Annotated in this window: 14 protein-coding genes; 3 read left to right on the top strand and 11 right to left on the bottom strand. The window is 33.6% G+C overall.

The features are described 5' to 3' along the window. Positions 1-6 precede the first annotated feature (6 nt). From EGI31_RS05535 to EGI31_RS05520, 4 genes are all read right to left on the bottom strand, one after another. The gene (locus EGI31_RS05535) at positions 7-831 is read right to left on the bottom strand and encodes an N-acetylmuramoyl-L-alanine amidase (protein WP_255036179.1); all 825 of its coding nucleotides are present in this window, start codon (positions 829-831) and stop codon (positions 7-9) included. A 6-nt stretch (positions 832-837) separates the two neighbouring features. Next, positions 838-1,584, bottom strand: a complete 747-nt coding sequence (locus EGI31_RS05530) for a hypothetical protein (protein WP_255036178.1) — start codon at positions 1,582-1,584, stop codon at positions 838-840. 80 nt (positions 1,585-1,664) lie between these two features. Further along, on the bottom strand, positions 1,665-1,967 hold the full coding sequence (locus EGI31_RS05525; RefSeq protein ID WP_255036177.1) for a LytTR family DNA-binding domain-containing protein: 303 nt from the start codon (positions 1,965-1,967) through the stop codon (positions 1,665-1,667). Beyond that, on the bottom strand, positions 1,936-2,181 hold the full coding sequence (locus tag EGI31_RS05520) for a hypothetical protein (RefSeq protein ID WP_255036176.1): 246 nt from the start codon (positions 2,179-2,181) through the stop codon (positions 1,936-1,938). The genes EGI31_RS05525 and EGI31_RS05520 overlap by 32 nt, the downstream gene beginning before the upstream one ends. A gap of 155 nt (positions 2,182-2,336) precedes the next feature. Between EGI31_RS05520 and EGI31_RS05515 the strand changes: the two genes are divergently transcribed. After that, complete coding sequence (locus tag EGI31_RS05515) at positions 2,337-4,172, top strand: tetratricopeptide repeat-containing sensor histidine kinase (protein ID WP_255036175.1); 1,836 nt, start codon at positions 2,337-2,339, stop codon at positions 4,170-4,172. On the opposite strand, the gene EGI31_RS05510 is transcribed toward EGI31_RS05515, so the two are convergent. The 5 genes from EGI31_RS05510 to EGI31_RS05490 are packed head-to-tail and all read right to left on the bottom strand — an operon-like array spanning position 4,118 to position 9,542. Further along, positions 4,118-6,076: a T3SS effector HopA1 family protein gene (locus EGI31_RS05510; protein ID WP_255036174.1), complete on the bottom strand. Its 1,959-nt coding sequence runs from the start codon at positions 6,074-6,076 to the stop codon at positions 4,118-4,120. The genes EGI31_RS05515 and EGI31_RS05510 overlap by 55 nt on opposite strands. A gap of 2 nt (positions 6,077-6,078) precedes the next feature. Then, positions 6,079-7,128, bottom strand: a complete 1,050-nt coding sequence (locus tag EGI31_RS05505) for a phosphotransferase family protein (RefSeq protein ID WP_255036173.1) — start codon at positions 7,126-7,128, stop codon at positions 6,079-6,081. Positions 7,129-7,131: 3 nt separating this feature from the next. Then, positions 7,132-7,572 carry a hypothetical protein gene (locus tag EGI31_RS05500; protein WP_255036172.1) on the bottom strand — a complete coding sequence of 147 codons (441 nt, stop codon included), beginning with the start codon at positions 7,570-7,572 and terminating at the stop codon, positions 7,132-7,134. Between the two features lie 29 nt (positions 7,573-7,601). After that, positions 7,602-8,867, bottom strand: a complete 1,266-nt coding sequence (locus tag EGI31_RS05495) for a hypothetical protein (RefSeq protein ID WP_255036171.1) — start codon at positions 8,865-8,867, stop codon at positions 7,602-7,604. Positions 8,868-8,888: 21 nt separating this feature from the next. Beyond that, positions 8,889-9,542 (bottom strand): response regulator, encoded by a 654-nt coding sequence (locus EGI31_RS05490; protein WP_255036170.1) that lies wholly within the window; start codon positions 9,540-9,542, stop codon positions 8,889-8,891. Between the two features lie 190 nt (positions 9,543-9,732). On the opposite strand from EGI31_RS05490, the gene EGI31_RS05485 reads away from it, so the two are divergent. Then, entirely contained in the window at positions 9,733-10,083 is a 351-nt protein-coding gene (locus tag EGI31_RS05485; protein ID WP_255036169.1) for a TfoX/Sxy family protein, read from the top strand. Positions 10,084-10,089: 6 nt separating this feature from the next. Here the strand turns inward: EGI31_RS05485 and EGI31_RS05480 are convergent, their stop codons facing one another. Both EGI31_RS05480 and EGI31_RS05475 read right to left on the bottom strand, forming a co-directional pair. Continuing rightward, positions 10,090-11,304 carry a dipeptidase gene (locus EGI31_RS05480; RefSeq protein WP_255036168.1) on the bottom strand — a complete coding sequence of 405 codons (1,215 nt, stop codon included), beginning with the start codon at positions 11,302-11,304 and terminating at the stop codon, positions 10,090-10,092. A gap of 116 nt (positions 11,305-11,420) precedes the next feature. Next, on the bottom strand, positions 11,421-11,942 hold the full coding sequence (locus EGI31_RS05475) for a hypothetical protein (protein ID WP_255036167.1): 522 nt from the start codon (positions 11,940-11,942) through the stop codon (positions 11,421-11,423). Between the two features lie 54 nt (positions 11,943-11,996). On the opposite strand from EGI31_RS05475, the gene EGI31_RS05470 reads away from it, so the two are divergent. After that, entirely contained in the window at positions 11,997-13,052 is a 1,056-nt protein-coding gene (locus tag EGI31_RS05470) for an acyl transferase (RefSeq protein ID WP_255036166.1), read from the top strand. Positions 13,053-13,084 lie beyond the last annotated feature (32 nt).

Raw genomic sequence — 13,084 nt, 5'->3', positions numbered from 1 at the left:
ATTAGTTTAGATTTTACTTAAAAGGGTTCCTTTTACCCAACCATAAGTTGGTTCAAGACCATTACTTGGTTGTTCGAGTACATAGACAAACGACCATCCATTTTCGCTTTTAATAAATTCCACTTTCATGCCTTTGTTGAGCTGTCCATAAGAATCAAATTCTGTGTTGGGCCCACGTCTTATATTTACATTATCAGTAGTTACTTGATATATGTCTGTGGTGTCGTCCTCTCTACCGAGTAATTTCGACCTGAAGCTTTCCATCGGGAATATTGGGCCTGGATCGTTTTTACGATAAGGGGCTATATCATCATGACCCAAAATGTCTTGGATGTTATATTTTTGAAGTAGTAGTTTACAAACCTCAAAACAGCTTTCTATTTGGGCTTCTGTGTACTCATACCAGTAAGTTGGCGTTTTCTCATGCTTATGAGTGGCCTCTATCACATTTTCCTTCGGATACTCTTTTTTAAACCATGAAAGATACTTATCTCCAACCTTCGTAAGTCTTCCGGGGTTGTCTAATTCTATTCCAATAGAGTTCCCATTCAACCCCGAAGTATCTGTCCATCTACTTACTCCTGCATGCCATGCTTTAAGGTTGAAGTCAACCAGTTGGTAAATTTTGCCGTCTCTTCCTATAACCAAATGAGCAGAGGCCTTTGCCATAGGGTCTTTAAACCAGGCTACGGAAGATTCGGCACCTCTACCTGCGGTAAAATGAATAATAATAAAATTTGGAGTGATTTCACCTCCTTTGTTAGTAGTTGATTCTTGAATTACTATTTCAGAAGCTCTTTCTGAGACTAAACGGTTGTTTGTTATTTTCATGATTTTTTATTTTATCCACACTTCTAATGTATGGGGTTTTACATCTTTGTTTAATCTTTCAAAATTTTTAGATTTCAAATCGAGGTTGATTTCCGCCTTTAACAAATCAATTATCGCACTTACCGTACTGTAATCTTTTGATGAGTAGTACCTTATGTCATTGTCAACAACCTCGGTTTTCATTTCCATAGGTAAGACATTAAACCCTGCGTTTTGGAGTTTCTCATTTACTGTATTTGCTATAGATTCCGAGCCTTTTTTATATTGTATGTAAATTGAGAATAAGGAATTACTCATACCAAAACTTTTTTCTGATGGTATCTCTATTGGTTTGCCTAATGATATTTGCCTTTGATTAAGTTTAGTTTTCAGAACTTCTGTTTCCCATTTTTGACTTTTCGTAGGATTATTAATGTCCAATAAATACAAAAGACGTGCTTTATCTAAAGAGTCAGTTTTTTGAAATCTTACGTAGTCTTTTTCAACTTCACAGTAGTAATCGTCCCATTTTTTATTTTGACTGTAAGAAGGAGTTACACCTGCAAAATATTGAGCGAGCATTCTTCTTTTAGCTGGGTGGTCATTGAGTACCAAAATTTCCGTCACAAATCTCTGGTATGCATCCATTTCAGTAATACTCTTGTCCCTATCGGTAAACTGGTAGGTAGTAATACTACTAAATGCGGCACTTATCAAAGCGACTATTCCAGTTTTTTGCCAATCCTTTCCCAAAAAATCAAAAATTCGTTTCATGTGTATATTGTTGTCGACAGTACTTTAAATCAATGAATAGTTAACTTTCCGTATATGTAAATTTGACGCACAGGCCAATTTCATTGTATTATTGAGATACTATTTTTTACATAATTGATTCTTCTCCGAGATATTTTCAAAAGGTTTCCATTGGCCATTTTCAGGGATGCATAAACTCCATAATGCTCCATTTCTTTCACATAGTCAGGATTTACCAAATGATTTTTGCTAACTCTAATAAAACTTCTAAGTTTCTCTTGGTGCCTCAAAAGCGTAAAGCTCGATATCACTTTCTTTCCATCTACCAGATGGAATTCCGTGTAGTTTATATCTCCTCTCAGAAAGAGGATTTCATTGCTTTGGGGGTAATTGATTTTTATCATGACTTTTAGGGTGTTTTGTTTCCCAACCACTGACAAACCAATGGTTGTTATCAATAAATACTTTATCCTCTTTCAGTAAATCATAAAGGATTCTGAATTCTTCTTGAGAGAGCTGCCCAAACGCATGTGATACCTGTTCTTCATCCACAGCCGTGAGGTAACCCTCTTTGGCTTTGGTATCCCATCCTATGGTGTAGCTGACCACTTTCTTCATCCTCTATTTTTTCTTATCAAAATTAGGTTGGGATAATGCTTAAGGAAATACTGTGATTTTGGTATTTTTTGGGGGAGTGAGTACTGTTTAGGCAGTAGAAGGGCCTTTTATTTACAAAAAATTTGTTAACTTCACATCAGTAACCCTGAAATACATTGAACTTGAAATTACTCATAAACAACCTAGCACTTGGATGCTTTTTATTGATTTCGTGCAATAAAAACTCAGATATTAAACAGAAGCCAGAGTTAAGAAAGTTTTATGAAATTGTAAATAATTCATCTGAGATAACCTCAAACGATAAAGTTAAAATTCTAACTGAAACACTAAAATATTCAACTGAAAGTCAAGACGATAGTTTGTTTTTAGAGGTTATAGATCAACTTCTGGTTTATTACAAAGATTCGCCCTCTCGTAAGATCGAGTTTTGTCTTAAAGCCATAGCTGTTGCTGAAAATATGCGGTATTATCCAAAGCTTCTAAAATATTTTGATGTAGCTAGAAATGGATATTTGAGAATCAATGAATACCCACTGGCCTTAAAATATGCCAAAAAACACTTAGAATTAACAAACAAAATAGGAAACAAAAAAGAACAGTTGTTAAGTATAAACAATTTAGGTATCCATTATAATGCAAAGCAAGATTATGATTCTGCTATGGTTTATTATAATCTCATGAATTTACAAAATAAAAAGCCTGTAGATAGTACAATTCTAAATGTATACTGGATAAACTCAGGCATAATTCATGGCAAGAACAATGACTTTGAAATGGCCATTGAAAATTTTTCAAAGTCATTAAAATTCAATGATGGCTATCGTGATAAATTAGCTTATGTTCAAAACGAATTGGCTAAACTGTATATTTCTAAAAGAGATTATCAAAAAGCCGTTGATTATGCTAAAAAAGCCGAAGTTAACGCAATAGACTTAAATAGTTCTTTGAAAATATCAATAGACAAAACGCTTTATGATATATACAAAAAGAAAAATGATATAAGAAATGAGAATTTGTATTTTCAAAAATTTACTAGAGCACAGATGCATGAAGATTCTATTCGGATTGAACGTAGTAATGAATTGCTCGACTTAGATTATAAATCTCAAAAACAGGAATTGAGTCTTGTTGAATTAAATCAAAAGGTTGAGAAGGAATCTTACAATAATAAGGTTCTATTAATAAGTATTGCCAGTGCAGGTATTGTATTGGCTCTTCTGGTGCTTTTTATCAACAACCTTCGAAAAACCAGTGATAAAATAAAAATACAAAAAACTGAAATTGAACAATTGAATCAAAATCTTGAGGCTAAAGTAGAATTGAGAACAGCAGAATTGTTTGAAGTTAATAAGGAATTAATTAAGAAAAATTTCGAGATTACCGAAGCCCTTTTTAAAGGACAAACCATTGAACGTAAACGTGTTGCGTCTGAATTGCATGATAATTTGGGAAGTACACTATCTGCACTTAAATGGAGGCTAGGAGCCTTAAATTCGGAAGAATTAAGCCCAACGGAGAAAGCAATTTATAATAGTATAAAAGAGATGATGAGTAATGCTTATAATGACGTACGCACTATATCGCATAATTTACTGCCAGCCGAATTCGAATCTAAAGGGCTAATTGGAGCTTTAACGAAGTATATCGGCGACTTGAATGAAAACCATAAAATTCAATTCATCTTTAAAACAGAAGGTGACTTAAGTCAAATCGGAAAAAAAACTGGATTAGAACTTTATAGTATTAGTATGGAGCTGATAACAAATATCTTAAAACATGCAAATGCAAAAAATGTTCAAATTAATTTAATCGAGGAAAATCAGAAATATCATTTGTCAATTGTGGACGATGGAAAAGGCATGGATACCTCCTTAATTAAAAATGGTATGGGTATTAAACAAATAGAATCTAGATCAAAATCAATAGGATTTAGTTTTCAGATAGAATCAACCATGAATGAAGGCACGAGGTTTTGGTTATACTCTACTTGAAAGGGCAGTTTTTTGAATTTCTTTCTATTTGTCAACCTTAGAAAAGCATAGCCAACAAGTGAATAGCCTTCTTTTAAAGTCAAACATATTTCCTCATTCCCTTGAAAATTTAAAAACGTATTACTTGATGAAAAGTTGTCCATAAATATTTCAACTTCATCATATTCGCCTTGATCTAATACCTCATCAGTAAAAACGAGTTTATCGAATATTTTATTAATTGAACTTATTTCATTATCTCGAGAGAACTTTGTGTCTTTTCTTAGAATAAAATCTTGTTTCTTGATTTTTAGAAACTCTTGATTCGTTCGAAAACTAGGATTTACTTTAAAAAACCATTGTAAATCGTAATTGTCATTAGGTTTCGTTGAAGCTTTAATGGCCCTATACGCCAACGTATAATGAAATTTATCACTAGTGGCTCTAAATAAATTTATCAAAAAATGAGCTACACCTATTTTCCCTTCAAGAAGTGAATTATCTAAAGATTTGAATGTAAACTTTCGAGATTCTTGATTACCATAATAAATGGTTCTTTCCATACCAAAGCAACTAATCCAGTTGCAGTTTAATTCCTCATTTGTGGAGTCTGGATAACAATATGCCTCATTGGTTATATAATTACCAATTTTGATAGCTATTTCAAGATAATCCGATGTTGTTGGGTTAATAATTTTAGAAGGAGAGCTTTTGGAATAATCTAATATTTTTTCAAAAAAAACTATTTCATGTTTATAGTCATAATTGGAATCATGATTGACATAAAATCGTTCAGTCCAAAAACTATTGCCTTTGGTTGCAGAACTATCGCTTTTTAATTTCGAGACTGAGGATTCGGAAATCCAATTATTGAAATCAAAATTAGTAAAAAGTTTAAAGGGTATACCAGTGGTCACAACTGGCCCACTAAGTGTGTTATTCTTTTTAAGACTGAAATAGTCTAATTTATGCCGTAAATAATTAGAATTGAAGTCTTCGAAACTCTTTTTGTTTAGAAAATAATCGAAAGCTATTAAATTAATGGCAATAGCTCTATAACTCCCAAAGCTTGTAAATAATCTATCATCAGGGTTTTCACCAAAGCCGATTCCAGGTGCCAGCTTTCTTGTAAACATAGGAACAGAACTCTTAAATAACTTTGAGTCTCTAAATTTTAGATGCAAATCCGCTATAATTTTAAAAACTGCTAGGGAGTTTTTTCTTGGCACATATAAAACAGAGACGTCAGTCCTACCATAGTAATCAGAAGGGTTTGATAAAAACTTATAAGAAAAAGGAATTTGCCTTGAATCAAATTGGTCTTGAAGAAACTTTAACAACTCCGAAATTAACTCTTTTTTCGGTAAAATATTTAAATAAAACCTCAAAGTGTATTCATCAAATTTTTGATATTTTCCTATAATCCAATTGTACCCTTTTTCACCTTCCTTAAAATCTTCTGTGAACTTGAAGTGAGGAAAAAGTGAAACAGCCTTTTTGAAAAATTCATTTTTCGCACCTCTTATTTTGTTTAAGGAGGCTGACAAGATAAATTCTCCTGTTTTTGCGAAATACGACTCACTTTTTTTTCTTAAAACATTCCTTTTTCTGTTAAACTCCCAATTTACATCGACGTTTTCTATTTCCTTTACAGGTCTGTTTAAATAAATGTAATCATTGAATTCATCTTTTGGGGTTGAGTAAGAAAGGTCAGTTTTTCTATATGTCTCACTATAATAGGCTTGATAAATTATGCTTTGCAAATAATCTAATTGACCAAAATAATTAAAATATTTTTTATTGTTTAAATCTAAAACTACTCTTTCTACCGTAGAGTAATTTACTGAAAAGACAGGTTCTTCAATCGAGTCTAAAGTGATTTTAGCCTTTTTGATTTTTTTTACTATTAAATCAAATTCATCCATGTCTATAAAAAAGAAGAATATGAAAAATCTGAACTATTAAAATTTTCAATTAATCTTTTAAAGTACAATACCCTTTGGTATTCAAGATGTATTTTGGGTTCATCCCATTTATCATTTTCAACTCCAGCGATGTAATTTTCGATAAGCATAATGGTAAAAAAAACTAAAACTTTCTTAAAAAAAACTTCCTCACTAACTTCTAATCTCGTTCTATAAATATTTAAAAATTCATTTGCATAAGCTAACAGGTTAGTAAGAGACAAATATTTATTCAGTTCAGTGTAAAAGCTTCCTGATTTCTCTTTGATGAAAATATAAATAAAACCCGCAATATCCCAATATCTATCACCCAAGGCAGCCAATTCCCAGTCAATAAGTTTAAAATCTTCGTTTTCATTAATAATAAAATTGTCAAACTTTAAATCACGATGAATTATAGTATCACAAATCCACAATTTCGAAATTTCTTCGAATAATTCCTCTTCCTTCTCAATGAAATCGGTAAGACTTCTAATGTTTATGTTCTCTATTTTGTTGAGTTTAAGTATCAGGTTATTTCTAGTGTTGATATCTAATAACAACGGTTTATAATATGATAAATATTTATTTTTTTTTCTAATTTTAGAAAACCGATCATGAAAACTATGAACAATTATTCCAGCATCTCTAGCGAACTTAATACTAGAGCCATAATTCGAAAACAGTTCAACTTTTATGGAATTATATTTATTATAAAATTTATGAATTATTATAAAGTTAACTTTATCAAAAAAAACAAAAGTACTTTCTAAATTATTTTCAATTAATAATTCATGAAAATTAGCCTCATTGATTAAAGATTTCTTTCTTGATTCACTATTTTGGCTCACTTGTTTTAGTAACAATATACTTATGTTCTCAAGCGAAATTATAAAATTAGTATTTCTATTTTCATTGTCTATCTCAATAATTTTTAATGACCCGCTGTTAAAGGCATGTAAGAATTGTTCATTATCCAATATAGGAGTATTTATCAGATATTGAAAAATACTTTTGGCTGTTTGCGGTTTCATTACTTAAATACTATGGTCGTCTGTGTAGGTATATAATCTATTATTATCATACTCTGAAAAAATTTCATCAGGAGCAAAGGACATATATTCTGTCTCGGATATTTTTGAAAGAATGGTTTTGTCATAATTGTCTGGAGACAAGGCATCCAAAAAAACTAATACTTGAGAGTTTTTTTTATCGTATTCCACAAAAATACTTTTATGAAAAGAAAATCCGAAACTCTTTGGGTTTGACTTTTTTTTAAACTTTACTACTTTAATATCATTTTTATATCTATGTTGTGAGATAAAAACACAAGATCTTATACCAAATACTATTCTATCTAAGTCCTTGTCTTCAAAATTATTATTTTGTTTAATGTTATCCTTTAAATCCGAAATTTTCGCGGCTGCGGCAGTGGTGTAAGTTTTGAACAATGCAGGAATGTTTCTTAATGTTGTCATAGTTTTATAAAATTTATTTTGAAAAAAAATTATTTAATGGTAAAAACATTAAAAGTAATCGAACATACAAACCCTATTTTAAGTTTGTCTACATATTCGATGGGAATGTCACGTTTTGAGAATTTAAAATCCTGATTCAGATTGGAAGATGGAATTTTGACGTTTCCACCAATATATCCAAAATTGAATAAAATTTGTTCTCTTTTCCCTAAACCTATACTAGCCCCTGAAGATAAAAACAAGTTTGGGTTTTTCTGCAGAGGTAACCCTAGGCCTAGATAAAAACCAGCTTTAGTGTTTTTATTTATAGTCCTCATGAAATGAGCTTTTGAAGCTATACCTAAGCTGTACTTAGAGTCTCCATTATTTTCTTTTTCCAATTTAAAATAAGACAAAGAATCTCCAATAGAATATGGTTTATAACCATATTTTGAATCGTCTTTAACTCCTGTAATGAAAAATCCTGTACTAAAACTTAGTTTCCACCTATTTGACTTAATCGGGATTGCTACTTTAATGCTATCATTTTCCAAAGGAATTATGAAAGGAGTTTTATTTTCAAAAGTTCTAGGTGTAATTTGTATATCTAGTTCTAAAAAATCACCCTTTGCCTCAATAGGTGGACTAATGAAGTTAAATAGACCCTCATCAATGTTAATAAAAAAGGTTGTATAATTTTGGAATTTTTCTTGAAATTTAGCTTCGTCTAATTTTGCTTTTATTGCTTTTCCACAATCTTTATCAGAGTATTTTTTTATGGAGTCTTCAAGTTTTTTTATTTCGACAAAGTTATTAATTAAAACATTTTCATCAATTCTCTCTATTTTAGTTAAATCATTTTCAGTAATTTTTGACTTAATAGAAATTAATGATTTTTGAAAGTAATCCTGTTCAATTGAACTTAGTTTGTCAAACTGTTTGCTTAGTCTATTACAAAAGTCGTCGTTTAATAAAGTAAATGACCAAATAATTCCACTTGGGAGGTTTTTAGTTATTTCCGTAAGATTAGTTAATATACCCCCTAAAATGAAATTTGGATTACTTTGTAAAATCCTGTTTTTGGTATTAAGCTTTACTTCATACAAGAATCTATTAACATTAGTAACAATAATCTTTACTTTATCCCCCTCTTTCAAATTAGTTGGTACGTTTTCAAATTCATTTGTATTGAAATTATATTTAACGGAATCCAGTTTATAGTTTTTTTTTGTTTTGCTATTTGAAGAATCAATTTTCGTTTGACAAAATGATTGATAGCAAAGTATTAATAAACATAATATTATTCTATATTTCATAATTTCTTTTGAAAATTTAATCTATTCCACCACCCCATTCCTCAACCCCCACCGCATCAATCCAATCGCACTGTTTACCCCCAATTTCTTCATCAGATTGCGTCGGTGTGTTTCTACTGTTGTGCTGCTAATGTGCAGTCGGTCGCCTATTTCTATGTTGCTGAGGTCTTCGGTTATTAGTTTTAGTATTTCTATTTCGCGTTTGGTGAGTGGGTTTATGTCTTCAACTCGGGTTTTTCCATTTGGGCTTTCGAACTCTGGTATTTCGGCTAGTTTTTTTACTATTCGCTCGCTAAAATACTTTTCGCCATTGGCTACAGTTCTTATGGCGTTTATCAGCTCAGGCTTTTCGGCACTTTTCATTACATAGCCGTAAATACCCACTTTCAAGGCTTCCTTTATATGTTGGGCTTCCTCACTCATGGTCAGCATAATGCTCCTAGTTTTTGGTGAGGTATCCTTCATACGCATGGTCATCTCTATGCCATTTAACAAGGGCATGTGATAATCCGCCAAAACGATGTCTACTGTATTTTTTTCAGCAAAAGAAAGTGCCTGCCAACCATTGTTTACTGTGCCAACTATCTCGAAGCCATCAACCGTACCCAAAAGCATACTCAAACTTTCGGCAACAAGGTGATGGTCGTCAGCTATTAGGATTCTAGTGGCTTCCATGGATTATAATGGTTTTTCGGGTTTTTCTTTTCAATTTCAAAATAATAATTCTAAATTCAAAATATTATTCTAAAATCTGAAGCAAAATTGACAAGATATTCTAGGATATAAAATACTGTCTAGACAGTATTTTTAAGATTTTATACTACTGGTTTTCAGGTATTTTTGAGCCTTTTAATATTATACTGCCATGTCCTACTCCCAATCCCTTGCCATCCGAATACGCACCAGCCTACAAAACCTCAATAATGTAGAGGAAAAGCACATGATGGGTGGCTTGTGTTTTATGGTGAATGATAAAATGTGCGTGGGTATCATCAAAGATGACCTCATGTGCAGAGTTGATCCAGATTTGAAACCTGAACTTTTAGAAAAACTAGGTTGCTTCGAAATGATGTTTACTGGCCGACCCATGAAGGCCTTTGTTCAAGTAGATGAAACCGGCCTAAGAAACCAAGCCGATTTCGATTTCTGGATAGAACAATGTCTCGACTACAACCCAAAGGCTCAGGCCAGTAAAAAAAAGAAAAAGAAAGATTGAAGAGGTTTACTTACCAGCATAGGCCAACACCTTCTCCCAAACTCTAAAAATATTGCCAGAGCAAATTTTCTCAATATCAGATTCTGAATATCCGCGTCTAAGAAGTTCGGCCAAGAGGTTTGGATAATCACTTACATCTTTCAGACCGGTTGGAAGGCTATTTCCGACTCCATCAAAGTCAGAACCGAGTCCTACATGGTCTATGCCAGCCAGTTTCACTACGTTGTCTATATGGTCTGCCACTTTTTTAACGTCGGCAAATGCGAGTGGATGTTTTGCAAAAAACTCATCTATGATGGGTTCGGCGGCTTCGTCACGGGCTTTTAGACCCTTTTTATCAAGAATACTTTTGATTTCGGCTTGTAGATTTTTTCTGTATTCTGCCACTTCGCTGGATAAGAATGTTGAACCGAAGTTGATCATAATTACCCCGCCATTTTTGCCCAATTTCGTTATCATGTCGTCTGACATATTCCGCTGAAAATCAGGGGTAAATTTCCTCGACGACGAATGAGAAGCGATTACCGGAACAGGAGACATTTCTACCACCTGATAAAAAGTATCATCGGACACATGTGATATATCCACCAAAACTCCTTCTTTCACCATGGCTTTTACTACATCTTTGCCAAAAGGACTGAGGCCTTTCCAAGTGTGGGTGGTGTCGTAACTGGAGTCACAAATTCGGTTGTCTTTTCCATGGCTTAGGGTAATATAACTGATACCTTTAGCCCTGTATTTGGCCACATCTGCCACTTCGCCTATCGGTGAGCCGTTTTCCATACCCATAGGGAGGGCTATTTTGCCCTTTTTGAATATTTCACGAATTTCTGCGGGAGTTTTGGCTACTTCAAAGTAGTCGCTTTTTTCGGTTGCTATGTAATTTACCATCGTTATGAGAGAATCGGCCAATTTTTGAGCTCCTTGCGTATCATAACTTGCAGGTATGTAAATCGACATAAACGGGGCAGATAGTCCTCCTTTTTTGGCTCTTTTATAATCAAAATCACCTTCTTTGGTTTCTACCGGAATACCGGTGAATTCCTTTTGCATCTGAAAATTCTTAACTTTCAGTCTGTAAGGCAAATCCACATGACCGTCGACCATTATGTATTTATGGGCCAATTCATCGGCCTTTTTTTGGTGGTCTGTTTCTGGAGTTTTGTTTACTTTACAAGCAAAAATGAGGACAGTAAGGCCAATTAAATAGATTTTTTTCATGATGAAGATCGGGTATTTTTTATCAAGATAAAAACCTCTACCCCAATCACCAAATAATCAAGAAATTATATCGTAGAAATTATAATTCTTGGCGGAATTTTGCAAAAAATTAGAGTCTAGAGCTGATTCAATACGATCGGGGTGGTCTCTACCGTATTACTTTGATTACCTGCACGGTCTTTAATATATACCTCAAACTTAACGGTGTCTCTTTTAACAGGCCAAAAAGCCGTTTCTATCTCTATTCTATATCGAAGTTTTCCTTCAATTGGACCTGTTTTATCGTCTGTTTTGAGTCTAGGATAAAATCCCGAAAGTGTTTCAAACGTATTAAACTGTGTAAAAACGCCCTTTATTTTTCTGAAAGATTTCACCACATAATTATAGTCAGTCTGTGGCACTTTGCTGCCAATTTCCTCCGCATTAAATCCCAAATCACCGTCTCCGTCCTGAAACTTTACAGAAACTATAATTGAGTCTTTTTTGGCACCCGTAAACTGATCCAGACGTATATCTTTAGTAATAGAATCAAATTCTATGACAGGCGACAAAGAAAAATCAGGCTCTTTATAGCATGAACTAAAAGAGAAAATACCCACACACAAAAATATTAAACCTTTATAATGCTGCTTACTCATGTGAGAAAACTTATTTTTGTAAAAATAATTAAAACAAAGGACATTTAAACAAAAATGACCATCAGAGACGAACTCAAGGCAGCTTTGGTACAGCTCGATCAGAATCCATATTCATTCGAAAAACTCGCTCTGGAGGTTTTTAGGTTTCAGTTTGCCCAAAATCCAGTCTACAACACATACGTCAAGTTTTTGTATAAAGATATAAAAAAAATTGACCGACTCGAAAAAATTCCATTCTTGCCTATCGAGTTTTTCAAAAATCATCAAGTCATTTCAGGTCAAATAGAACCCCAAATGATTTTTGAAAGTAGCGGAACGACCTCATCTAACACCAGCCGACATTTGGTGAGCGACTTGCCTTTCTACGAGCTAATGAGCCGCAATACCTTCGAGGCATTTTATGGCCCCCTGACCGACTACCACGTGTTCGCCCTTCTTCCCTCCTATCTCGAACGAAATAACTCATCGTTGGTGTATATGGTTCAAAATTTTATTTTTCATAGTTTCAGTCAGTTTGGCGGATTTTATCTGGATAATCTGGACGAAATGATAGAAAACATGACCGAAGCCGCCAAAGACGGCAGAAAAATCCTGCTGGTAGGTGTTACTTTTGGACTTTTAGACTTGGCAGAAAATGCGTTTTTTGCAGAAAAAATAAAGGCTCTTTCAGATAAAATAATCATCATGGAAACGGGTGGAATGAAAGGCCGCAGAAAAGAAATGGTGCGTGAAGAACTCCATTCGGTACTGACTACGGCCTTTGGCGTAAAAGACATTCATTCGGAATATGGCATGACGGAGCTGCTTTCGCAGGGCTATTCCAAAAGCGAAGGCGTTTTCTATTTGCCCAAAACTATGAAGATTTTATTGCGAGAAATCAACGATCCCTTTACTTATTTGCCCAGTTTTGCTTTAGGTGAACCCGACCAAGACGTGAAATACAGAGGCCGCACAGGCGGCATAAATGTGGTGGATTTGGCCAACATAGATTCTTGTTCGTTCATAGAAACCAAAGACCTTGGAAGCTTTACGCCTGACTATGAAGGCTTTAAGGTTATGGGTAGATTCGACAATTCGGACATCAGGGGCTGCAACTTGATGTTGAGCTAAAAAGCCTTTCAAATCTCACAAAGGCCTTTTGT

It is taken from the genome of Lacihabitans soyangensis (assembly GCF_024343775.1).
Lineage (GTDB): Bacteria > Bacteroidota > Bacteroidia > Cytophagales > Spirosomataceae > Leadbetterella > Leadbetterella soyangensis.
Note: the sequence above shows the minus strand (reverse complement) of the source record. Positions and strands in the feature narration are given on the sequence as shown.